The organism is Ruoffia tabacinasalis (assembly GCF_005864045.1).
In the GTDB taxonomy this organism is placed as follows: Bacteria; Bacillota; Bacilli; order Lactobacillales; family Aerococcaceae; genus Ruoffia; species Ruoffia tabacinasalis.
On the sequence record NZ_VBSP01000016.1, the window covers coordinates 1 to 23,883 of the forward strand.

Annotated in this window: 22 protein-coding genes, 1 tRNA gene and 1 pseudogene; 9 read left to right on the forward strand and 15 right to left on the reverse strand. The window is 36.8% G+C overall.

Annotation, left to right across the window (positions count from 1 at the left end):
• Positions 1–205: 205 nt before the first annotated feature.
• Together FEZ33_RS05740 and FEZ33_RS05745 are read left to right on the forward strand one after the other, a co-directional pair.
• Entirely contained in the window at positions 206–1,096 is an 891-nt protein-coding gene (locus FEZ33_RS05740; RefSeq protein ID WP_138404453.1) for a bacteriochlorophyll 4-vinyl reductase, read from the forward strand.
• 216 nt (positions 1,097–1,312) lie between these two features.
• Entirely contained in the window at positions 1,313–1,903 is a 591-nt protein-coding gene (locus FEZ33_RS05745; RefSeq protein ID WP_138404454.1) for a DUF6448 family protein, read from the forward strand.
• A 905-nt stretch (positions 1,904–2,808) separates the two neighbouring features.
• Here FEZ33_RS05745 and FEZ33_RS05755 read toward each other — a convergent pair.
• The 5 genes and pseudogenes from FEZ33_RS05755 to FEZ33_RS05775 form a co-directional block, all read right to left on the reverse strand.
• Positions 2,809–2,881: transfer RNA gene (locus FEZ33_RS05755), tRNA-Thr, on the reverse strand.
• Positions 2,882–2,959: 78 nt separating this feature from the next.
• On the reverse strand, positions 2,960–4,279 hold the full coding sequence (locus FEZ33_RS05760) for a DUF2254 domain-containing protein (RefSeq protein ID WP_022796604.1): 1,320 nt from the start codon (positions 4,277–4,279) through the stop codon (positions 2,960–2,962).
• 71 nt (positions 4,280–4,350) lie between these two features.
• Entirely contained in the window at positions 4,351–4,797 is a 447-nt protein-coding gene (locus tag FEZ33_RS05765) for a DUF4385 domain-containing protein (protein WP_138404456.1), read from the reverse strand.
• A gap of 400 nt (positions 4,798–5,197) precedes the next feature.
• Complete coding sequence (locus tag FEZ33_RS05770; RefSeq protein ID WP_138404457.1) at positions 5,198–6,616, reverse strand: hypothetical protein; 1,419 nt, start codon at positions 6,614–6,616, stop codon at positions 5,198–5,200.
• 205 nt (positions 6,617–6,821) lie between these two features.
• Positions 6,822–7,901, reverse strand: a pseudogene (locus FEZ33_RS05775) (IS30 family transposase).
• 436 nt (positions 7,902–8,337) lie between these two features.
• Between FEZ33_RS05775 and FEZ33_RS05780 the strand changes: the two are divergent.
• Together FEZ33_RS05780 and FEZ33_RS05785 are read left to right on the forward strand one after the other, a co-directional pair.
• A complete protein-coding gene (locus FEZ33_RS05780; protein ID WP_138404458.1) occupies positions 8,338–9,612 on the forward strand; it encodes a hypothetical protein in 1,275 nt (424 codons plus the stop codon).
• Positions 9,613–9,632: 20 nt separating this feature from the next.
• On the forward strand, positions 9,633–10,223 hold the full coding sequence (locus FEZ33_RS05785; RefSeq protein ID WP_138404459.1) for a DUF4230 domain-containing protein: 591 nt from the start codon (positions 9,633–9,635) through the stop codon (positions 10,221–10,223).
• 174 nt (positions 10,224–10,397) lie between these two features.
• Here the strand turns inward: FEZ33_RS05785 and FEZ33_RS12410 are convergent, their stop codons facing one another.
• From FEZ33_RS12410 to FEZ33_RS05795, 3 genes are all read right to left on the reverse strand, one after another.
• Positions 10,398–10,565: a hypothetical protein gene (locus FEZ33_RS12410; RefSeq protein ID WP_171031296.1), complete on the reverse strand. Its 168-nt coding sequence runs from the start codon at positions 10,563–10,565 to the stop codon at positions 10,398–10,400.
• A complete protein-coding gene (locus FEZ33_RS05790) occupies positions 10,522–11,352 on the reverse strand; it encodes a restriction endonuclease (RefSeq protein ID WP_212746671.1) in 831 nt (276 codons plus the stop codon). The genes FEZ33_RS12410 and FEZ33_RS05790 overlap by 44 nt, the downstream gene beginning before the upstream one ends.
• A 78-nt stretch (positions 11,353–11,430) precedes the next feature.
• Positions 11,431–12,384, reverse strand: coding sequence for a restriction endonuclease (locus FEZ33_RS05795; protein WP_138404460.1), 954 nt, complete (start codon positions 12,382–12,384; stop codon positions 11,431–11,433).
• A 362-nt stretch (positions 12,385–12,746) separates the two neighbouring features.
• Here FEZ33_RS05795 and FEZ33_RS05800 point away from each other — a divergent pair, with 362 nt between their 5' ends.
• From FEZ33_RS05800 to FEZ33_RS05810, 3 genes are all read left to right on the forward strand, one after another.
• On the forward strand, positions 12,747–13,208 hold the full coding sequence (locus tag FEZ33_RS05800; protein ID WP_138404461.1) for a JAB domain-containing protein: 462 nt from the start codon (positions 12,747–12,749) through the stop codon (positions 13,206–13,208).
• Positions 13,201–13,485, forward strand: coding sequence for a hypothetical protein (locus FEZ33_RS05805; protein WP_138404462.1), 285 nt, complete (start codon positions 13,201–13,203; stop codon positions 13,483–13,485). Before FEZ33_RS05800 ends, FEZ33_RS05805 begins: the two co-directional genes overlap by 8 nt.
• A 116-nt stretch (positions 13,486–13,601) precedes the next feature.
• A complete protein-coding gene (locus FEZ33_RS05810; RefSeq protein ID WP_138404463.1) occupies positions 13,602–13,955 on the forward strand; it encodes a DUF1643 domain-containing protein in 354 nt (117 codons plus the stop codon).
• A 69-nt stretch (positions 13,956–14,024) separates the two neighbouring features.
• Here FEZ33_RS05810 and FEZ33_RS05815 read toward each other — a convergent pair whose 3' ends face one another.
• From FEZ33_RS05815 to rlmH, 5 genes are all read right to left on the reverse strand, one after another.
• The gene (locus FEZ33_RS05815) at positions 14,025–14,612 is read right to left on the reverse strand and encodes a hypothetical protein (RefSeq protein WP_171031297.1); all 588 of its coding nucleotides are present in this window, start codon (positions 14,610–14,612) and stop codon (positions 14,025–14,027) included.
• Between the two features lie 224 nt (positions 14,613–14,836).
• Positions 14,837–15,220 carry an AlbA family DNA-binding domain-containing protein gene (locus tag FEZ33_RS05820; RefSeq protein ID WP_138404465.1) on the reverse strand — a complete coding sequence of 128 codons (384 nt, stop codon included), beginning with the start codon at positions 15,218–15,220 and terminating at the stop codon, positions 14,837–14,839.
• 657 nt (positions 15,221–15,877) lie between these two features.
• A complete protein-coding gene (locus FEZ33_RS05825; RefSeq protein ID WP_138404466.1) occupies positions 15,878–16,417 on the reverse strand; it encodes a phosphoribosyltransferase family protein in 540 nt (179 codons plus the stop codon).
• Positions 16,418–17,494, reverse strand: coding sequence for an NCS2 family permease (locus tag FEZ33_RS05830; RefSeq protein WP_138404467.1), 1,077 nt, complete (start codon positions 17,492–17,494; stop codon positions 16,418–16,420). It abuts the gene before it with no gap.
• A 776-nt stretch (positions 17,495–18,270) separates the two neighbouring features.
• Positions 18,271–18,750 (reverse strand): 23S rRNA (pseudouridine(1915)-N(3))-methyltransferase RlmH, encoded by a 480-nt coding sequence (gene rlmH / locus FEZ33_RS05835; RefSeq protein ID WP_138404468.1) that lies wholly within the window; start codon positions 18,748–18,750, stop codon positions 18,271–18,273.
• A 94-nt stretch (positions 18,751–18,844) separates the two neighbouring features.
• Between rlmH and FEZ33_RS05840 the strand changes: the two genes are divergently transcribed.
• Both FEZ33_RS05840 and FEZ33_RS05845 read left to right on the forward strand, forming a co-directional pair.
• Positions 18,845–20,221: a TrkH family potassium uptake protein gene (locus FEZ33_RS05840; protein ID WP_138404469.1), complete on the forward strand. Its 1,377-nt coding sequence runs from the start codon at positions 18,845–18,847 to the stop codon at positions 20,219–20,221.
• Between the two features lie 17 nt (positions 20,222–20,238).
• Complete coding sequence (locus FEZ33_RS05845) at positions 20,239–20,904, forward strand: potassium channel family protein (RefSeq protein ID WP_138404470.1); 666 nt, start codon at positions 20,239–20,241, stop codon at positions 20,902–20,904.
• A gap of 536 nt (positions 20,905–21,440) precedes the next feature.
• On the opposite strand, the gene FEZ33_RS05850 is transcribed toward FEZ33_RS05845, so the two are convergent.
• Both FEZ33_RS05850 and FEZ33_RS05855 read right to left on the reverse strand, forming a co-directional pair.
• The gene (locus tag FEZ33_RS05850; protein WP_235888778.1) at positions 21,441–22,664 is read right to left on the reverse strand and encodes a S1C family serine protease; all 1,224 of its coding nucleotides are present in this window, start codon (positions 22,662–22,664) and stop codon (positions 21,441–21,443) included.
• Between the two features lie 312 nt (positions 22,665–22,976).
• Positions 22,977–23,840, reverse strand: a complete 864-nt coding sequence (locus FEZ33_RS05855) for an MBL fold metallo-hydrolase (protein WP_138404472.1) — start codon at positions 23,838–23,840, stop codon at positions 22,977–22,979.
• Positions 23,841–23,883: the final 43 nt, after the last annotated feature.

A 23,883-nucleotide genomic window follows, 5' to 3' on the forward strand; every position in this document is an offset into this window, starting at 1 on the left:
TAAAAATCGAATCTCGATAAAAATGTTCTGTAAAATCTCAAAAAACATATAAATTTTAGAACCAAAGCAAAATTACGACAAAAAATGTATTTTTAATCGAAAAATTTAGAAGTATGAATTATTCAGGATATATTTACTAAATATAAATTTAACATCAATTATAAGCACCTGCCTGTATTACCAAATAACAAAAAGGAATGATGACATGTCAGATAAAATTGATAACAAAGATATAAACAGAGGAAACGAACTTGTCACTACTCTCTTATCAAATCGCATCTTAAAAATAGACCGTAAAGAGTTCCTATATCAATTATTCAAGGAGGAACCAGAAATTGAAAAAATACTTGAAAATGGCCCCATTGAAATTATTGATGAGAAACAAATTGCTTCCATAGCTAAAAAAGCCATTAACAATACGACAATGAAATCATCTGCTGCATCCTTCGTTTCAGGACTGCCTGGAGGTGTCGCAGTAGTTGCTTCAATACCTGCTGATATTCTACAGTTTTACGGCATGTCGATTAATTTAGCTCAAAAACTGATGTATTTATATGGTTATCCTGATATGTACAATGATGATAAGCTAACCCAAGAAGGGAAAAACTCATTAATCGTTTTTCTTGGTGTGATGTTAGGAGTCAGTGGGGCTGGAACAGCTGTTAAAGGGATCTCATCAGCTCTAGCTGGTCAAGCAGCTAAGAAGCTCCCACAACAAGCACTCACAAAAACTGTTTATTATCCAATTATCAAAAAAACTTTAGCTAATTTTGCCGTAAAAGTGACTAAGAATTCCTTTGCAAAATCTGTATCAAAGGTCATTCCAGTCGTTGGTGGAGTTGTTTCTGGTGGACTGACTTTAGCTACCTTAAGACCCATGGGCTATAAATTACAAAAAGCTTTGCATGAAGGGACTTATGCACCAATCGTCCAAGAGGATATCATTAAAGATGTAACTTTCACTCAAGTTACTAATAGCGAAGAAGATGAAGCTTTTGAAAAACTGAAGAAAACAAAAGAGTTATTTGACTTAGGTATTGTTAGTGAAGATGAATATACAGAAATAAGAGAAAAGTATTTGAAGGATTTTTTATAAAAAAATCAAAACACAATAATAGATCGCTCAGGATAATCCTGATATGTCCCCCTTAAAGTAGACACTTTTAAAAGCAAACTACTTTAGGGGGAGTATATCACAGGACGTTGTCCTTTTTTATTACACAGGGATTTTGTTTAAACTTGATTGTCATCAAGTGTAATTTTCTTTTCTTTGGATAGTATTAAGCTATCAAATAGAGAAAGAAGGATTGAAATGCTACAAAAGAAAAAAATGTATATCCCATTAGTTATTGCTGGTCTCGGTTTTAGTTTAATTGCTCCTATTACTGCGGAAGCACACTGTGACACTCCCTCAGGTCCTACTTACGATGCACTTCAGACAGCCATCGAAAAAAATGACTTTAATCACATATCGTACTGGGTTCTTCCAGAAAGCGAAGCAGAATTAAAAGAAACTTTCGACAAATCTATGAGTGTTATGGACAAATCAGATGACGAAGAGACTGACCAACTTGCTCACGATTATCTATTCGAAAACTTTGTTCGCTTACACCGCGCTGGTGAAGGGGCACCTTATACAGGAATATCAGATGAGCCTACAGAAGAAGGTATTGCATTAGCTGACCAGAGTATCGCTGAAGAATCACTACAACCATTGGAAGACGCTGGGTACATCACAGAGGATAATAAAGCCCATGTTGAAGAGGTTTTTAGTAGCTTACTTGAACGTAAAGAATTCGATGTAGAGGATACAGAAGCTGGTCGCTCATTTGTAGAGGCTTATGTTGAGTTTACTCATCTATTCGAACAGGGTCACGAAGAAGAGAGTCACGATTCACATTAAATAACTCATTTCTAAGTATTTCGGTAAAACTCAACCCCATGATAAAGGTCTATGTTAGCAGACTTCTATCATGGGGTTTTTTAATTTCAGTTTAAAATAGGCAATCTAACAAGTGACACTATAGTCTAATCGTTACCTCAAAGCGATTCTGGCACTTGGGACAGACTACTTGCCTTCTTCCCCTCTTAAGAGGTAACCGTAGAGTAACACCGCATTCAGGACATTTTCTGTAACGGTGCGTTCCCATATGACGAATTCTTTGCCATATTGGCTTTACTTTCCTTTGAAGCTTACTTATCCACTTCATAAACTTTTGATTTTCTGCTCTTCGTGATGATATATTTTTAGAAAACACACGGTAAAATATCCATATGATAAAAATAGATAACAATATATTTAATAGTCGGATTTGCGCAAAAATCTGGACAATAGAAAGCACAAAGTAAAGGATAATACCTGCAACGTAAAGATAATCCATCCCATAACGCCCTTGCATGAATTGGGCTAATTTAACTTTAATTTTATTTAGCATTTAGGACCTCTTTTTTAAATTTATATTACAACTACAATATGAACTTAAGAATAATTTTCGGTTGAAAGGGTAAAACTCAGTTAAAAGATTTCTATCCAGCCTTCATAAAAGTGATTCTCTAGGATAAAAACACTAAGACGTTCGATATACAATTGCACTTCGATGATGGATACATTGATCAAGCATCTTTGCCTTTTAGGTTAGCTGTAATTTTTAGCATTACTTATGGTACGCATGTTCCATTATAATGCGACACCTTCTTTTCCAGCAAGTTTACCGACGGATGTGTGACGGTTTGGTTTTGGGAAATATTAGCCAGAAAAAAAGTACATCTCAGGGGTTAAACCTTGATGTACTTTCTAAATTAATGTGATACCGGCTATAGGGATCGAACCTACGGCCCCCGCGTTACGAGTGCGATGCTCTACCAACTGAACTAAACCGGCATTCTTTGTGTTTTGAACTAAAGAGAATATTATAAACCTTTCAGCGAAAAATAACACAGATAGTTTTCAGTTTCAAGCTCATTCCTCTAGCTCAGGATGGTTAATCCCTAGAATACGTTGTTGGCGTTCCTCGATATTTTGAATATCTAGTCTTTCCGTAAAATTGGGACTCGTTAGATTAAACAGATAATTACTGTAATCCTTAATATAGTTTAGCTTCTTCGGATGTGCAGAATAAGCAACTGTCAACAAAGAGTCAAACAGTGCCACCACTCCAGAAATATCTTGCTTCATATAGTGAATTAATTGCCAATAACTTTCATATAAGTCTTTTGGAAAATTATTGAAATCATAAATCACGTTACCTCCCGAAGAAAATGTCTCATCAGTGTCTTCGCCCATCACCACAAACCTTCCTGGTATACTGGCAAATTTTGAATCCAACAAAGCCTTGTAGTTTAAGATATAAATGGCGGTATTAGGATCATTTATACCTGGCGAAACCGCCCTCAGAGCTACTTCAATCAATTTAGCTCGAGCAAAATTTGGATCGTACATAGAAGAAGGTTTTTCTTCATAAGTTAGGGTGCGGTTTATTGCCGCTTGGAGCTGTGATTCATCTTTAACTTTTCGGTTAGTGTATAAATCGACTAGCGGCTGATTTGCGGAAATAAACTCTCCTATTCTTAGATGTAGCACTATGGTGCCTTTGAATTCCTTGCTCAGTTCAACTAGTCGATTAAAATTAATATATTCAACATAACCACTCTCGTTAGCCTTTACTGTGAAGATGTGTAGCGTGTCTATTTGAGGAAGATGATCCAACAAAGGCATTTCTTGAAAGTATTCAATCGTTTCATCCGCAACTGACTCGGCCTCCTTGTACAATTTAGTCACAAGATGGTTCAATTGTACGGATATTGCCACATTATAAACGAACTTCGTAAAATAAAAAACGCAGGCAAGGGCGTACAATAAGGCAATGGAGGCCGAAACAACCAAATATTCATCTTCTGAATTGCGCATAAAAAACAAAGAGGAAAGACAATAAATAAAACCACCAAGAAAAATCCCCAAAGTTTGCATAGATGTTTTCTGTAAGAGAAAATTCTCAACAGTCCGGGGACTGAAATTAGATGAGTAGAACGAAATGACCGATAACATCGTCCCAAACGTGAAGGTTGCCACTGAAAAAAGGGAACCCGCTAGCAGGCTCAAGATTGATTTGGCCAGATTGACGCTCGTTAGAAAAACAGTCGGGAAATAGTCCACCACATTTATCATTCTGGTGTCGAGCAAGATAACACCAATCGCTAAAATGAAAGAAAAGAGCACGCTCCCTCCTAGAATAAGCCAAATACGTTTATCTTCAAAAAATAAGCCAAATGCCTTGACCATGTTCTATAACCCCTCCTTTGATAGAATTATTTTCTCTATTATACCACTCGCTCCTTAGGAATGTCTTCTTTTCAGCCGTACTTTTTCTGATGTTCTTTCTTCAACTTTAAATACGCTTCATTTTCCCTCACAATTTTCCACTTCTCTTCAAAAATGGTAGCTGACTTTGCTTTTTCTTCGTCTATTATTCTTTCTTTTATGTCGCCATTTTCATCATATTTGCGACCACCTTTGTAATTGGCGTAACGTCTAGATCTAGTGTAGCCCATTTGAAGAAACTTCCGACTCATATCCATACCCACAAAATCACCGGCTGCCTGGTAATCCAAAAACAGCTGGTAGATTTTGTCAGAAGATACTTTAGCAATTTCTGGAGTCTTAAAACGCCAATGTGGTAGTATCTCGCTTTTATAAGGTTCTACCAGAAGCACCCCTTGTTCTCCTCGGCCCACTCGATACAATTCAGGCTGGTCCCGGAAGTTTATCTGAGCGAAATCCAGTTCATAATCAAAGGCCATGTTACCCCCCCTCATGTCGATCCATTTCACTTTTTCTGTTTAGTTTTGTTACTAAACATGACGTTAATTTTGTGTTCCAGGCAACTATCTTGTCTGCTCCTAACCGGAAGACAAAAAAGCTAGATTCGTAAAGGTCTCGCTAACATTTGTCTGTAAATTGTTTTCAATTTTATCATCATTTATGATACGCATGTCCGTATCACTCGCCACTGCGGTTTATTAATATCATACATCGCGTTACGGGGCTTTTACCAATTATAGCGGTTAGTGAAGAAAGCCATGGGAACCATGAACTTACACATAATCAATAAACTATCCATTTAATCTTTTGATTTGTCAAATTAAGCTAGACAAATCAAATATTATTAATTAGTTAAGCATCTATATAATTTCTTCAATCTTACCACTGAGCATTATCCAATTCTTCCTGTGTCCACGGGTAAGGAGCTACTGTAATTTCTTCTCCTGTTTCAGGATGCATAACCGAAACAAGAGTGGTTTTTTTAGCTGTTTGATGACCAGGCACTTCCGCATAGAAATAGCCGGTAGAATCTGCTGTTACGGAAGGTCGTCCTGTACTGGCGTAACCGTCTAAATAAAAGAAAGAAACTTCCGCTCCTGGATAAGTATAACCTTCCATATAATCTTGACCGATAAAGTAACGTTCCAGGGTCAGATATCCAGATTCGTGTTCTAATGCAGTTGGACGGTATTGATAAACTTCTAAATCCGATTCATAAACCACTCTACCATTTCCATCAAATATCTTTATACTAGGTTCCATCCCAAACGTCACATCCGGATCAATCGAGAAATAGCCGTCTTGATTCGGCTGGCCTGTATAAAAAGAAGTGGCATTATCACCATAAACGTTAACTGTTTTAACTTCTACTGTATAGTTAGGATTAATATAACCGGACACAATCCCTTCTTGACCAAAAATGGGTTCAATCGCAATATCTTCTCCATTCCCCACAGAGGTAAGTACCCAAGTCACCGGCGGTACATCTAGACGTCGAGGAGATAACATACGCCAATCCTCTGGTAAACTCCACTCACTCCAGCCAACAACCATCGCTTCTAATTCAGCACGCGTTTCTAAAGTGACATATTCTTTCAACACTCTAGGACTATTTAATGCATCCCATTTCAGTAAACTAATACCGCCCTGGTCGTTATAAAAGAAATAGAAAATGTAATCTTTGCGGTGAACAATCTCTTCTTGAATAATCACTTGGGAATTAACCTTAACATACTTGTCATCCATGGCATCGGGAACAAATACCAACACTTCTTGCGTTCCATTTAAAGTTGGACTGCCATGATAGACATCTCCCCTTAAATGGGTTTGATGCGCATTCCAATAATTGTGATGAATTTCCAATTGGTCGGAACGATTGTATACTATAAAATCCTCAAAGCTGTAATCATCATCGTTGACCCCATAAAAGTTTAAAGTATCCGGTAAAGCTTCGAAGTCCACCGCATAAGGATAAAGCGATTCGATATCACTGTTAACCTCTAAGTAATCTCGTAAATACGCTTCAACCAGCATCCCTTGCACCGTGGAATGTTGATGATTCATGCCATAACTTACATAACTTTTAAATTCTCCGCTCTCCAAGAGTGCTACTTCTTCCGAAGCCAGATAAGCCTCCACTTCCTCATAGGAAAAATTTTCAGTGGTACCCGTCATTAAGTTTTGAATCACAAGCTCACGCTGTTCATCTAAAGCTTGAGCATAGCCAATCTTACCCTGCGCTAAACCAAGACTTAACAGTATAATTAAGCCTAGCAATATTTTACTTCTTTTTTTCACTCCGACCACTCTTTTCAAATAAAATTAAAACCATCCCCTAATTCTAGCACAATTTAAAAACAAAAATAGTTTTCTTCCATTAAATATAAAATATTTAATTTTATAATTTTTTGTAAATTTCAAGTTCAAGTTAGCCACTTAGCCTCAAATAATTTATGATTGTTCTTATTTTGTTTTAACTTTACACTTTCTGACCTCTACTTGCTTATCTTGCCTCACGTTCCTGATGGAAGGCGCGAATAAAGCGTTCATAGGGTGTGTCATAACCCAAGATGCGGCGTGGATAAGCATTCATCCACTGTTGTATTCTTAAGCATTGCTCTTCTGTGATATCCCTCAATGAACAGCCTTTTGGAAGGAATCGCCGAATCAACTTATGTTGGTTCTCACTGGACCCTCTTTCCCAAGAGGCATAAGGGTGGGCAAAGTAGACATCGATGTTTTCTTTGAGCAGGTCATATAAATCCGAGAATTCCGATCCGTTATCCGCCGTAAAGCTTTTGAAGAGCTGAGGAAAGGCATCCCCCGCACGTTCCTTTAAGTCTGTGATAGCTTAGTTGACCGATTGGGCATCTTTCCCCTTCAACTTCAGGATGATTTCAAAGCGGGTTTGGCGTTCGACCAGGGTGAGTAAGACAGGGTCTAATTTGGTTTTTTGGCCAATCACCGTGTCAATTTACCAATGACCAAATTCGGACCGGTCATTAATTGCCTCCGGACGCAGGTCAATGGAAGGACCCAGTATACGCTTGTTCTGACGATGGCCTTGAGATTGGGACTTTGATTTGCGAGACAATTTTTCAAGTAAATCCATATTTTTAGTCCGCATCACCCCGCGATCAATCCAGTCATAGAGGGTGGTTGTACACGGAATGAGGGCGTCCTCAAAGAGGCCATCTTTGCGCGCTCTTTGAACGACGGTGTCGGGGGACCATTTCTCTTCCAGCATCTTTTGATCAGCCCATTCCATAAATTGTGTGGCTTGGATCCATTTAGGCTGACATCCACTCTTCAAACGCTGTTCATCATAATGAGTTTGCCCGACATCGGCAAAATAAATGTCTTTCGAGTAAGTATAAAGCTTACCATTAGACGTCACGCGATCAATTTGGGTCACAGTGCCTCGCTTGACTTCATTATTAATAGTTTGGTGATTGCGGCCTAAAACACGGCCGATATGACGATGGGAGTAGCCTTCCTTTAAGAGAATCTGGATTTGATAACGTTCGCCGTCGGTCAAGTGTTTTCCTTTACGGGCATTTGTGTTAGAATTAGTTTGCGTCATGTGAATTCATCCTTGTCTATTGAGAGTTGTGGTAACTTCAATATAACATGAAAATTCACAGGGCGTATTTTTTTTATGCCTTTTTAAGGGTGGCTAAGTTCATTATATAATCCACCAAAACTTTGAAAAATTCAAGTTAGACCATCCTGAAGCAAAACCTCTAAAATTTGGCCCAATGTTGAGAAGATACTGGAAACAAGTATTAGATGAAAAAATTATTCCGTTAAAAGAGGAGCTATAACCTTGAAACCAACAGTCATATTCTGTTGGTTTTTTATTTTTAATCTATATACACTTTACTACTGTACCTTTTCAACTAAACTGTCATAGCTTTAAATGATAAATATATTATAGTAAAGTATATAAAATCAAATTGAATAATGCGGATTCAAAGGTGTATAATAAGTTTATAATATTTATATCTAGGGGGAGGCAAATGTTTTTAAAATTTATTATTTTAACTAGTTCCTTATTCTTATTAGCAGCCTGTCAAAGTGACCAAGTTGCTATTGTAGAAGAACAAATCAATCAAGTTACTCTAGATAGTGAGAGCGATACTGAAAAAATAAGGGAAGCACGTCTTGCTTTTGATGAATTAGGAGAGTCTGATCAAAAACTAGTGACTAACTACAAAGAATTACTCGCTGCAGAAGACTTGTTGGATAAGCAAATGATTGATGAAGTGGTTGTTGAAATTAATAATATCGGACCGATTAATGTCAATAGTGATGAACTGATTGCCAAAGCTAGAACAGCTTTTGAAGCATTAAGTCGTGAGCAACAAAAACATGTTCCTAATCTAAAAACTTTACTAGATGCAGAAAGTAAATATACACAAACACTGACGGACACAGCCCAGAAGCTAGTTGCTAGTATGAAAAACTTAACCGTCAATGACTATTCTGTAGTTGATGAATTCCAAACTGTCTATAACAAATTATCCGAAAAACAAATCATTGAATTATCCGATGATATTCAGAGTCCGGATGAATTGATTAGTACGTTTAAAATTAATCTTTTAGACAAACAAATTAGTTCTGTTAATTACACTTCGGGTGAGCCAAGTGAAAGCCAAGTTGAACGGATTTTTGCTATGGTTAAATCTTATAACGACCTCAGCCAGAATGAGACAAAGTCTTTAGTAAATAAAAAACAATTTGATGACACAATTAAAGAATATAAAGAGTATTTCAATGATCGTGAGAAAAAGGACCGCCTATATAAAAGACAAAACTTTATAAAATTGAGCACAACAATTCCTTATACTGATTTATTGAAATTTCCAGAATCCTACAAAGATCAAAAAGTTGCACTGGAGATTGAAATTTTAGAAATACATAAAGGAAATATCATTACCGCGGATTATTTTATAGTTAAAGACCGTGCAAATCAGCAAGATCTTTATCACATATCAGATCAACGAGAAGTTAAAGAACCCATCCTTTCTGTTGGTGATACATTAACGATTTTTGGTGAATATAAGAAATTAGGAGATTATGTCGTTTATTCAGATAAAAAGGGCTTATTGAACACCAATTTCAATCGAGAAAAGCTTGAAGAATATTCAATCCCAGTGATCGACTTAAATTATTCAAGCGTTGATAATTTAGGGATTATCGCAGCCAATAATCCTCTACTTTCCATTACTATTGATGAAGAATTAGAAATAATGAAAAAAGAACTCTATGATTTTATAAAAGAGATTAAATAGTATCTAAAGGAGAATAGTTTATGAAGAATATTGCTAGTATATTGAAGTTTCTGGTGTTTCTATTAGTCATTGGAGGCGCTATCTTTTTCTTAAGACCAAAGCCAGATATCACACCACAATTCGTCACGAATGATATTGAAGCAACCATCTCAGATATTGGAGAACTCGCTACTTCCGAATACCGCTATACTATTTCTCAAACCGCTAAGAAAGATGACGTTAAACTTATAGGCATCTCAATTCCCTTTACTAGCAGTCATGTCCTCTACAGCTATCAAGGTGTGATTAAAGCAGGTATTCAGTTTGGTGAGATTACCATTCACGTCAATGAGACAGATAAAACGGTGTTCGTTGAATTGCCTGAAACAGAAATTTTAAGTGAAGAAGTCTTTCAGGATAGCTTAATTGTTTATGACGAATCTTATAGCCCTTTCAACACTTTTACCTTTAGTGATATGAATTTATCTGTAGCAGATTTGAAAGATACCGCTAAAAAGGATGCTGTTAAAAACGGCTTACTTGATGCAGCAAGAGAAAACGCCATTACAATTCTCAATTCAACCGTTAATAGTTTTTATGATACGGATGAATATACAGTCGAGTACCATTAGCTCACTTGAAATATTAATTAGTTTACATTCATTCAAGTAATACACACTTCAACAATTAGCCGATATTGTTAAAGTGTGTATTTTTTTAATTTTAAGGTCATTAAGCTAGATGCGTACTTTTATGACTCTGACACTTATTTGAAACCTTTGGATTCCATATTTTATTCCAATAATTTAATTATCATCTATCGCTTCAATGATTTGCTTAACTTCATAAGCTCCTATAAAATCTACAGCTGCGTTAAAGTTTTGGATACTTTCTTCTAAATGCCTTATTGCTTCATCTCGATTATTTTGTTTAATATAATATTCCCCTAAACCTCGTTGTGAACAAGCAAGCATTGCGGTCTGAACAAACAGCAATGGTATTCATATCGTTCGCATAGATACTATCTCCTGTCCATCCTCTTAAGGATTGGGACAGCAATTGGATACTAGGCACTAGATACAACACTCGAAATTGTTCTGCTTTTTCTTTAGCTAACCTTTCTGCAATTTGAAGAGAGGTGTAAGTTTTACCTGTCCCGGGTGCCATGATTAATTTACCCCGATCTTGTTCTTTAAATCCTTCCAAGACTGCATCAATCGCTTCCTCTTGATGGGGTCTTGGTTTTTTTGCAGGCTTTAACGGTGCAAAAGCTTGTGCTTTACTTGGTGAGTACTCGGACCAATCAATGTGACTATTAATTAAATCTTCAAAACCAATGCGAGCAATCTTTTTATCTCTATCTTTCAGAGCATTCTCTGCATTATTTGACCAAAGGGGAGAAGACGCTACGATGATTCCACTCGCATAGTACTTCTTCCCTAACTCATTTAAAAATGAATCGATGTGCCCTTTTTGAATGGTCGTTGTTGGGTCATAGTACTTACATTGGATAGCTACTAAGTCTCCAGTGATACGCTCTCTTGCGACAAGGTCTACACCCACATCACTTTTGGGTATACCATATTCATCAGGAACATCCTTCAAAAGCCAAACGTCACTGAAACGTTGCTTGTACATTGGTTCATTCTTAAAGTAAACTAATGAAACATTTTCAAACATGGTTCCTCGGTCTCTTTGGATACCGTCTTTCTTATCTATTTCTTCTAACAGTTCTTCTAATGATGATAATTTTGTTTTCACTTTTCATTCCACCTTTTACTTAACTACTATGAATTTACCTTTGTATTTTCTTACTACTTTCATTCAAACATTTAGCAATTACTCTTCCAATTCAAAAAAGTCATTATCAATTCTATAAATAATATATTCATTTGCTTTCTCCACACCTACTTCATACCTCAGCATGAGTTCAGTTAATTGAATTCCATCAATCAGAACTATCCCTTGACCCTTAGCAAACTCTTTTGATCCTTTACTGAAGCTTGAGGTTGTGATGAAAACACCTCTGTCTGCATTTACACCAGCTAAAGCCCCATAAAACCCTTGGATAGCTGCCCTACCAATAACATTCTCCTCTTTATACCTCTTGGCTTGCAAATATACTGTGCTCGTTCCGAGTGGGTCTTGGTTTATTATGCCATCAATTCCACCATCGTTTGAACGACTCGTAACTTTTGCATCTCCGTTTTCGCCACTGTAACCCATTTTATCTAACAAGTTTACTACCAAACGCTCAAAGAAAAAAGGATCACTGTCTCTAATCTTGTCTAATAATTCGATGGCTGTTTCGTTATTCTTAGTATTAATTATTTTTGTAATATTTAATTCAGGTTGTTCAGTATTTGGTGCTTCAGAATCACCGTCTGTCCTTTGATTTCTTAATTGGAGTTCAGACATATACTGAATATACTCGGGTTGAGCTTCTAAATGTTTTTTACTTAAATTCCCTCCATATTTTTCTAATAACTTTAGCCCTGAATCGGTTATTTGATATACGCCTCTTTTAACACGCTTTAGTGCCCCCGCTTTAAATAAATCACTTATCGTAAAACTCACTCTATTCGGTAGAATAGGCTCGGTGTCTGGATAGTCGGGGTAGGTTTTCTCTCTTACTTCTTTTGGAACTTGTAGAAAGTCGAATAACCTTTGCTTGATTACTTTATTTGTTGTCTCTTCTTCATTTTTTGTTACCTCTAATACAAATGGGAGTAATGAATCATATGTAGGAATCCCATTCGAAGATAGTTTGAGCTTAGTCCAATCTCTATTCAATTTAAACTTCCTTTCTACTAACCATTTTTTATCCGTAGTTTACACGCCTTAATATAGCTCCATTTTTTATGATAGTTGCCCTTGTGATTTTAATTACTTATCTTTGTATAGTGTTACTAAAAAAAATCCTTTTTACACATCATAGCAATTATAGCATATCCTTCACTGATAACCCTTACCAATTTATGAGTCCCTCTCCCTATCTTACTTAGCGTAATCTGTTAAGAAGTTGAGTATATATTATACATTTGAATGGCTGGCTTAATTATAGACAATCATTCATTTACAGGACGTTAAACACCCCCATCGATACCAATCGATGGGGGTTCTTTGTCCTTATTTGCTATTTAGGAGGAAATACTATGGAAACTATATCATTTGTCCAATTGAAACAAATCGTGGTTGCAGAGCCTCAGTTTGCAGGTTTGAACTTGAATTCTACGGGAACGGTCGCGAACTTTGCCCGGGATTACATTGGGAGTAATGACCGAGAAACCTTGATTGTCGTTGGGATCAACACAAAATCAGCCATGAACTTTATCTCTACCGTTTCAGTGGGTTCGCTGAATTCAACGATTGCGACACCAGGAGAAGTCTTTAAGCATGCTATTTTGTCAAACTGTGCTCGCTTATTTATCGCTCATAACCACCCATCCTATGATACGACGCCTTCAAAATCTGATTTTGATTTCACACGTCGCATTCAACAGGCGGGCGCTTTAATAGGGATTGAACTGGTGGACCACCTCATCGTGACACCGACCGACTATTTCTCCTTCCTTGGTGAAGGGTTCTTAGATAATGGAGGGATTATCTATGAGTAAGGAAGCACTTGCCCTTGAATGGCTAAGCGAACACTTAGGTCGTCCTATAAGCATAGATGACGTGGGCTATGAGTCCTATGTGTTCGAGGGAGATGAGTTAGATACCTCTCTCATCCCTCCTAATTATGTTTCTTATTTTAAACCGGATCAACAAGTCCTGACGTATCTGTATGCTTATGGTGACACGATGGTTTACTTGCTAGAACCCCTTGGGAGTGAGTTACCAGCCATGACACTAATGGGCTTACTCGATGATTATGAGCTCATTCGCTATTGATTACTAAATGGAGGTGTTTAAGATGCAGATAACTATCATGATACTAGAAGCCATCGTCCTTATCGCCTCTACAGTCGCAAAAGAACTTGAACGAAGAAAAGGAGGTGGCAAGTAAGATGGTTAAAGAGTTAAGCAAAGAGATGGTCACCAAAGTGATCGAAGAAGATTCAGGTGCTCACCGCTATGTGTTAGAGCGGATTTGGTATGACAAACAGCCGATTGTGGCTGTCATTACGCTCTACCCCTCTAGCTCAGAACTGGTCATCACCGATACCACTACCATGTTAGTTACCAACAATGTCTATAAACTAGGCTTTGGGGGCTTCTTATCGGTGAACCTCTATTCAAAGATAGGTTTTCCAGATTCCCTGATGATTTTAGAAGGGAGGAAGACATTCAATACACACTCTTATGAAGCATATAGTTGTAATTTTTATCATCATTTAGGATACCGTGCAATTGTCATATGAACTTTATTTATCTTATCAATCAGAAGAACGAGTTACTCATAATTCTAATATTTTTAAACTATGATATTGTCAATCTGTATTATAAGATAGTAATTCCTTTTTATGTTTATTGATAAATTTTCCCAACTTATTTTCCGTTAATATTAATTTTAGATAATGACTGTTATTACTTGATTGGTCCTTTATATCCATAGATACTATAGAAATATAGTTTTCAATCTCTTCCTCGCTAGGAATAACCACTTCATGTATATCGGGAAACAAGGTAAAGATATTATCAGATATTATCTTTTCTTCATTGGGGTTATCAAAAAAAACGATACTTTCTTCGATTCTAGAAGTTAGGTATTGTGTGGTTTCTCTTGGAAGATATAAGTCCGAATCCACTATTAAACGATTTAAATGGTAGTCTAGTGAATCTTTTTTAAAAGAATAATATGTCAATCTACCTGTTCTATTCTTAGGGTCAATATCATATAATGAACTTAAATGAGGAGCAACAATTAGTGCTCTAGCTCCATCTAAATGATTGCCTAAAGTATAATCAATAGTTATATTCCTATAATTAAAATTTAAATTTATCCATGATAAGTTTTTCCTAATACAATCTAGGCTATAAGCTAATATCTCATGTCTATCTTGAGTATCTTCTTCCATAATAATATGGAAATCTGGATTGAGATTGTAAAGGAACCCTGATTGGTCATTATTTACAAAATAGCTCCAATTTTTCGTATCTTTGAGCACTTCGATATACCTGTTTTGTATTGTTTGATTTAACGAAAATCTTTTTCTCCATAATTCCTCAATATCCCAAAAATTGGAAGTATCATTACGAGGAGTATTAACGTCTTTATTACGCGTAAAAATTTGCCACGCATCTACACCTTTGTATCTTTTATTAAGATAGAGAGGAAAATTTTTGTATCCTTAATAGTGATAACATCGATTAGTTTACTATCAATAGTTAGAGAATTAATTTCAATGGGAGGAAGCATATAGTTTGCTGTTGGCCAAGTTCTAACCCAGTCTATTAATTGTTGTTGAGTTCTTCTGTTCTCATCATTCTCATCTAATCCAATAATATTCTGATTATCATCAACACCAATTATAATGTAACAGTCCTGATGATGTGAAGTATTAACAAAGCTAAAGATATCTTTAATAAATTCTGACTGTTCGGAAGGTTTATACCATTCTTGTTTAAAATCATGAAATTCGTCTTCTCTTTTTGAGATTAACTTTAATATTTGTTCATTATTCATTTTTATTCCCCTTATACACCTATCATTATTGTCAATTAAAATCTACCTGGCTATCTCTTAGATGATATTTTTATCATCATTTATGGTACGCATGCCGAACTCACAAGTGAGATTTCTATCATCATTTATGGTACGCATGTACGTATCACTGGTCACTGCGGTTTATTAATCGCTACATTCATGATACCCATAACATAACAGGAATTGTAAATCGGCACTAGCTACAGTATTATAAGAAAAAGAACAAGATTCATTAATCGAATCTTGTTCTTAATTCTAGCTGCGTGACCAAACATGTGGGGGACGAGTTCCGTTACTTTTTTTTGGTCTAGCACCGCATTCACCGGCCATAGGACGATATGATAGAGTACGACTTGCTCCACAATAATTGCATCTCCAATTTCGTGAGTTCGTGTTAAACTGTTCTTGCGTCATGTGAATTCATCCTTTTCTATTGAGAGTTGTGGTAACTTCAATATTAACATGAATTTCACGTGGCGTTTTTTTATGGACTTTTAGAAGTGGCTAACTTCATTATAAAATCCGCCAGATGTATTTATTGAGCGTCTTGCAAAAACATTGAGCCAATTAAATTAACAGACAAAATATTAAACCCCACAAATTACTCTAAAAAGAGCTTTTGTGGGGGTTAAGCGATTAATCAAACAAAGGGAGTTCTTCTAAAAATTGAATATCAGTTCGTTTAGCTGCATCACCTTCAGCGAGGAGTGCAAGCTGATCTACAACAATGGCACCAGCTTCTTCAGCTAATTGTTTTAAGGCAGCAAGTGAATCGCCAGTACTGATGACATCATCAATTAAAATAACTTTTTTGCCTTTTAATTCTGCTGCATCTTTACCGTCCAATACTAATTGTTGAGATGCTTGAGTTGTAATACTCAACACTTCGGTAATGAGTGGATTATCCATATAAGCTTTAACTGATTTTCTTGCGACATAAAACTTAGGATGGTTAAATTCTTGGGCAATACATTGAACGAGTGGAATACCTTTTGCTTCTGCGGTTAAAAAGTAATCAAACTCCGTATTAATTTTGTCTGCTAATGCTTCAGCACCTAAAACTGCTAATTCAGTGTCACCTAGTAGCACAAATGATGCGATGGCTAAATTTTCAGACAAGCGAACAATCGGTAGAGAACGCTTTAGACCTGCAATCGTTAAGTCGAATGTTTTCATTTATAAACTCACTCCTAATAATGGTAATAAAAATTTCACGACAACGCCAGCTAACATTCCGAAAAATGGATCAAAGAAATAGCTAACAATCATTGTAATACCGGTTGTCATAGGGTCAATTTCTGATCCAGAAGAAAAGTTTGACGGAACCGTTACGATTGCTCCTAAAACAAATAAGAAGCCTGCGATTGATTCCATAGGGACGAATTTACCTAATTTAGGTAAAACACCGAAGAATAGTAGTAAAGCCATCAAAGTCATCATCAAGACACCAGAGAACACTGGATTAGGGGCACTACCTGTTGCTGAAATAATCGACTCTAAAGGTGCGCCTCCAAATAAACTTGTAATAAAATCAGCGACTGAACTAACGACAGTCAATACATCCACATCTACAGGGTTTGTATCGGAACCGGTCATGCTCCCAGTAATCATTCCGAAAGAAATATTTGAACCGATATTTAAACATGCTAGCGCTAAAGCGCCACGTATAATTTTCCAATTAAGTCCAAGCGGTTTAACAAAGCTCAATTTGTTTTCTGCAACATCTCCTACTAAGTCAAATGTTTGCTTTTTATAAAACGAAGAATAGAAAGTTGCTAGCCCAACAGAAGCAACGATTGTATAAACTAAATCATGGGTGAAAATATAGACAATAAGAGCGGTAAAAAACGAGATAATACCAACACCGCGATTGCTTCGAGCCATATCAATTGCCGCTTTAGCTAAGATGAGCCCCACACCAGCCATCATACCAGAGGTGATTTCTACTCCGACAAAGCTAACAAGTTTATCCATTAAACCAAAAAGACCAATAATAGTCATAATAATTGCTGCATAAAAAATTAAGGAAACTCGTTCTCTTTTGTTATCACCCATTGTGCCGGCCACAGTAATTGTTTCGACTTGAAAAGAAACGGGTGCAACAGATCCTGTTACCGCATTTGCAATGGCTGAGAAGGCAAAACCTAAACCAGTTGGAAAAGCTGCAAACCCGAACGATAAGGCAAGGATGCCTTGTGGGATTCCGTTAATAACTACTCCGATTGCTGCCAATATATCTTGAATATAATGCAATTTATTCACTCCAATTAAAATATTTTATATAAATACTATAAAGTAAAAGAGCGCTATAAACAAAATAAAAAATAAACATTGATTAGTGATGTTGAGTTAATGTTCGTTTTTTTGTGAACGTAAAAGTTTTGTATTGATTTACCAAGCTTAATATTTCGATCTGCTTGTTATTTTACAAGGTGATGATTGCTTTCAAAGCCTTTCCTAAGTTCGTGCTTCTCAAGTTTAATCGGATAGACTCTAAGGATGAAATCGCGTTGCTCATAGTTACAGCAAACTATTCTATTAGTAGCGATGGATTGCTTTTTACTTCTTTAAAAACCTCAATAGATAACTAGGTGAGGTAGTTCTAATAAAAGTTATAAGTTGCTTTTAATGTATCGACTATTAAATTGAGTTGACACATTAAGTCACCCAATGTGTCGACTCAGATTCTGAGTTAGCATGTTAGAATATTAAAATTCAATATAATGATAAATATTACAAATAATAGGAGACTTCCCGATTTCCCGACGATTTTAGAAGGATAAGAGTTTGAGTGAGGACCTTATTTCCTCTTCGGCAAACACACCAAAGCAGAGCTCACAGGTTTTCCTGTAAACTCTGCTTTATTTTTTTTGATTAGATAGATGATCAAGTTGGGTTTTCCTATCTATGGGCTCTTACTTACTTCAACTAAGGACTATCTAGTAATCCCCCGAAACCCCGATGATTTTAGAGGGTAGAGATGCATTGAGTAAGCACTCTCATCTACCAAACAGATGTAATTTTTATCATCATTTATGATACGCATGCCCCTTCATAATCCGAAACGCTCGGTAGATTTGCTCTACTAACACTAATCGCATTAACTGATGAGGTAATGTTATTCGGCCGAAGCTAATGGATAAGTCTGCCGATTGTTTTAATGATTTATGTAAGCCTAGTGATCCTCCGATAATAAAGGTTACTTTACTCTGCCCGTAAGTGGCGTAATCGTCTAATTGGCTAGCTAGTTCTTCTGATGAGATAAGTTTTCCTTCAATCGCTAAGACAATGACTTTACGACTTGGGTCTAATTTGGCCTTAATTCGGTCGGCTTCTTTCGCTAAGACAACCTCTTCCTCTGCTTGACTCATATTCTCTTTCGTGGGCTCATCGGCTAGTTCAATAACCTTTACATTTGCGTAAGCATCGAGTCGTTTTAAGTATTCTGCAATACCCATCTTTAAGTACTTTTCTTTCAGTTTACCAACAACAATCACTTCGATATTCATTGCTTCACTCCTTTGTCTGAATTATCATAGCATTTATCAGATATATTTTGTATGATATTTACATTGAATTAATTATCGAAAGGAGCGATAAGGTTTGGCCATTACGATTGGGAACCGAAAAATTTCGACTTCTCTTCAATTAACATTAAGTTTTGTGCTTGTGGCATTCATTGGGAGTTTGGTTTTATCACTTCCGATTTTTCACCAGCCTTCTACAGATGTAGGTTATTTTGATCATTTATTAACAGCGATTTCGCTTGTTTGTGTATCAGGTATGGCGGCTTTACCCATTGCTGAGACGTATAATTTAGCTGGGCAAGTGATTGCTCTCTTACTTATCCAGGTCGGTGGGCTTGGTGTGATTACGATCTTAAACGTAGGGATTTTCTATCTTAACCGACGACTGTCATTGCAGGACCAGTATTTACTTCAACAGTCTCTAAGTCGGGATACTAACCGTAATTTAGTGGATTTTCTATTATCAATTTATAAATTTACGATTTCTGCTGAGATTATTGGGGCTTTAATTATTATGTATGATTTTGTACCTCGTTTTGGCTTTGCTAGAGGGGCTTTTAATGCTTTATTCTTATCCATCTCTTCTTTTAGTAATTCGGGTTTTCATAATTTATACACAGATAGTTTAGAAGGCTTTTACAACAACCCATTGATTCTATTAACTGTTTCGTTTTTAGTGATTTCTGGTGGAATTGGTTTTTCTGTTTGGTTTGAATTATCTGAACGTGTCGGCAATTATATTAAAAGTCGTCCACGGTCATTGAAGCTCGCTTTTCAACATTTATCCGTTCATACTCGTATAGTCTTGGTCTTTTCAGGCGCGATTATCGCTTTAGGAACAGTCTTGTTTCTAGCTGCTGAATGGTCGAATCCTAATTCGATTGGGGACATGTCTCCGGGCTTGAAGCTCTTGAACGCATTCTTTAATACTACAAATACGCGTACGGCTGGCTATACTTCGGTGAATTACTTTGAGTTAAATCCTTTTACAAAATTAAGTTCTATGGTGCAGACAATTATTGGTGGTGCACCGGGTGGGACAGCTGGCGGGATTAAGGTCACATCGTTTGCGATTTTGGTCTTATTATTTAAATCTGAGGTTCAAAGTTATGACCATGTCGTGGCTTTTAAACGAATTATTCCATCACGTATAGTGAAACAAGCAGTGATTATTGTTTTATTCTTTGTCATTTTATTATTTGTTGGGTATGGGGCGATTTTATTAACTCATCCTCACCTTGATTCTTTGGATATTTTATTTGAGACAGCAAATGCCCTAGGTTCAGCCGGAATTTCTTTTAATACGATTGATTATTTAAATCCTTTTGGGGTATCTATCATGGTTGTTCTGATGATTGCCGGGCGTGTTGGGCCTATTACCTTACTGTTAGGTATTTTACAAAGACGTAATCGTGAAATACATTACGCAGAGACGAATATTTTCCTTGGTTAATATGAGAGGGGTTCAAAATGAAGAAAAAAATTGTAGGTGTGCTTGGTTTAGGTATCTTCGGCGAGCGCGTCGCAACAGAGTTAAGTGAGTATGGGTGTGAAGTCATCGCCATTGATACTGACGCGACTAAAGTTCAAAAGATTTCAGAACAAGTGACAAATGCGACGATTGGTGACTTTACAGACATTGAATTACTTCGAAATGTCGGGATTAATAACTGTGACGTTGTAGTGATCGCAACGGGGACTCACTTAGAAAGTGCCGTTCTTGCAGTGATGCATTGTAAGAAATTAGGCGTTCCTCAAATTGTTGCGAAGGCTCGTAGTTTGATGTTTGAAGATGTCTTGTATGAAGTGGGTGTGAGTGCGGTTGTGGCTCCGGAACGTGATTCTGGTCACCGCTTAGCATCGAAAATATTACGAAATAAAATTGATGAAGTCTTGCGTTTGGATGATGATACATCGATTATAGAATTTGAAATTCCTGAAGCTTGGATTGGTAAGCTGTTGACTAATCTTGATTTGCGTCGTAAATACGAGATTAACCTGATTGGACAACGATCTGAGCGTGGAGAGAATTTAACTGGGATTAATATCGCTGAGCCTTTGCCAGAAGATGTTATCTTAGTTGGGATTGCGAATACGCATACGTTTGAAAAATTTGACTATCTTGGTCAACTGTAAATATGATTAAAACTCACTTCATACTTTGTGAAGTGAGTTTTTTGTTTTTATAGAAAGTTATCCACAATTCATGGTTGGTATTATTTTGAATTTTGTGTATTTATTTCGGATTTTATGTAAATAAGAGTCGTTTTTGCGACTTATCCACTAACAGATTGTGCATAAGTCTGTGCATAAGTCATTTTTCTGTTGAAAACCCCATAATTATCATCTGTTTATTATTTTTTCACACTGATAGATGTAATTTTATTTCATTTTGTGTACTTATCCACACTTTTCAAGAGTTATGCACAATTATCGGGGTGTTTTCTGTTGATAACTTGTTTATTTGTTGATAACTTAGCTTTGCATGTTTATACACATAGATTTTATTCACAAGCAGAATCCTTTAACTTCGTTTTTACAAAAAAAAACGGTCTAGCATGACGCTAAACCGTTTCTTTGTTTCACTGACGCTTAGGAAAAGTGTTCTTGAGGAGAAAAATTGAAATAATGGGTAGGTTTATTCAATTTATTTCACTTAACGTTGTGAGTTTTTATTGTACTGGTTGAGAGTTTGTAGTGGATGATGCTTCTAATGTCACATCAATTTGTTGCTCTTCCCCACCACGGATAAGTGTTAGGGTAATTGTGTCGCCAACTTGGTATTCATAGAGTAATTGACGTAATACTTGGCCATCAGTAACAGGTTCGTCATTGATTGCGGTAATGACATCGAATTGTTCAATACCTGCTGCTTCGGCTGATGAGTTGGCTGCTACATCAATAACAACAGCTCCGTCAGTCATGTCTTCAGCTAAACCTAAATCTTGAACACGTGTTTCAAGGGCAAAGTAGTTCAAGTTAACAGTTGTTGTTCCGAGTACTGGACGGATGACTTCACCATTGGCTTCAAGTTGCTCGATGATTTGAGTCACATCGTTACTTGGGATAGCAAAGCCCATTCCTTCGACGGTCGATGTAGCAATTTTACTTGAGTTAATTCCGATCAGCTGACCACTTGAATTAACTAAAGCCCCACCAGAGTTACCTGGGTTAATCGCTGCATCCGTTTGTAGTAAAGTCATTTCCCAGTCTTCTGCCCCATCACCATCTGTATCGATTGGTAATGAACGGTTAAGTCCTGAGACAATCCCTTGCGTTACTGTTGAGGCGAATGTTGCTGAATCTAAAGGTGATCCGATAGCAATTGCTATGCTACCAACTTGGATTTCATCAGAGTTCGCAAATTCAATCACATCAGTAACACTTTCAGATGAGATTTGTAAAACTGCTAAGTCACTTAGCGCATCTGATCCTACTTCGGTTGCTTCAATTTGAGTTCCGTCATTTAAAGTGACTTCTAAAGAGTCATGTCCATCAATAACATGGTTATTTGTAACAATGTAAGCTATCTCTCCATCAACTTTATAAATAACACCACTACCTGTTCCCACTAGAATTGGTTCTTGTTGGATATCTTCCAGTTGTAATCCTTGCCCTTCAACATAGCCTCTTTGGCCAAATGGACTAGTTTGAACTGATTGGTAGTTTCCGACTGATACGACAGCTTCCTGTGTATCTTGCACTGTTTGGGTAATTGTTGATTCGAATTCAATTAAGTCTTCTTGCGAGTATGCGGTTGGTTGATCATCACTCAATAAGCCGAATCCTAGGACACTGACTAATGATAATACAAGGACAGTTCCCATAATTCCGCCGAACACACTACGCCAAAAGCTTGATGATTGAGTTTCGGTTTGTTGGTTTTTCTTTTTCACTAGCATCTTCCTTTCTAATATTTATTACATAATATATTTTAGCAACCATTTATGAAGCATTTATGAAAATTTATCAATAAAATTTGGATTATAATCTTAAGTCGTCTTAATCTTTATGACATCGCGTTAATATAAGATTGCTGTGACACTTTTTAGGTGTATCTTAAGCCAAATGGGTGATTGGTTTGGCTTGAGATGAGGCAACTTAAATCAAACTACAGTTCATTTCGCGTGAGCCAGAGCAGCGCACATTTTCCATACAAAAAACCGTCTTTGTTAGCTCTGGCTAACTCAGACGGGTTGCTTATACGTTTATAGGCGTTTTAAGGGGGTTGCTTCGCCGGGATCGGTCATGTGTAGTAAGAAATCTTCGTTTACTGCAAAGTTGTTGTAACGTAAGATATCTTCCATTGAAGCCATCGCAAATTCTTTTGTATTGTTGTCACGGCTTAAGTGACCTAGGTAAATATCGGTCGTGTTGTTACCGATTAAGTCTTTCATCGCTAAGGCACCGTCTTCGTTACTTAAATGCCCTTTGTCGCTTAAGATTCTTTGTTTAACAGACCAAGGATATTTTCCGTAGCGTAGCAGTTCAATCTCATGATTACTCTCGATTAAGTAAGCCGAAAGATTCTTTAATTGGCTGCGTAAGCGGTCGCTGACGTAACCTGTATCTGTTAGCATCGCGAAATGTTTTTTGCCTTTTTGAAAAGCATAAAATTGTGGTTGAATCGCATCATGGCTGACACCATAACTTAACACATCAATATCACCAATCGATACAAGTGTATCTGGTTCGATATATTGACGGTTCTCGGGTGCGATTTTTCCGATCATATTTTCCATGGCGCTCCATGTCTTAGCATTGGCATAGATTGGAATATTGTATTTACGCGATAGGACGCCGACACCGTGAATATGATCTTTGTGCTCATGCGTCACGAGAATCGCATCAATATCGCTCACCTGACGGTCAATTTGAGCAAATAGGGCTTCGATTCGCTTGCCACTGAGTCCGGCATCAATCATAATTCGATGATTCATCGATTCGACATAAGTGCAGTTCCCACTACTTCCACTTGCTAAAATGGAGTATTGCAATGTATCAAATGCGTCTTGGACACTTTTCTTTTCTTCTTTACCTGGCGTCGATCCAGGTATAATTATTTCAGTCATTTAATCACTCTTTACTTTCATTTTAACGTACTAGATAGCTTAT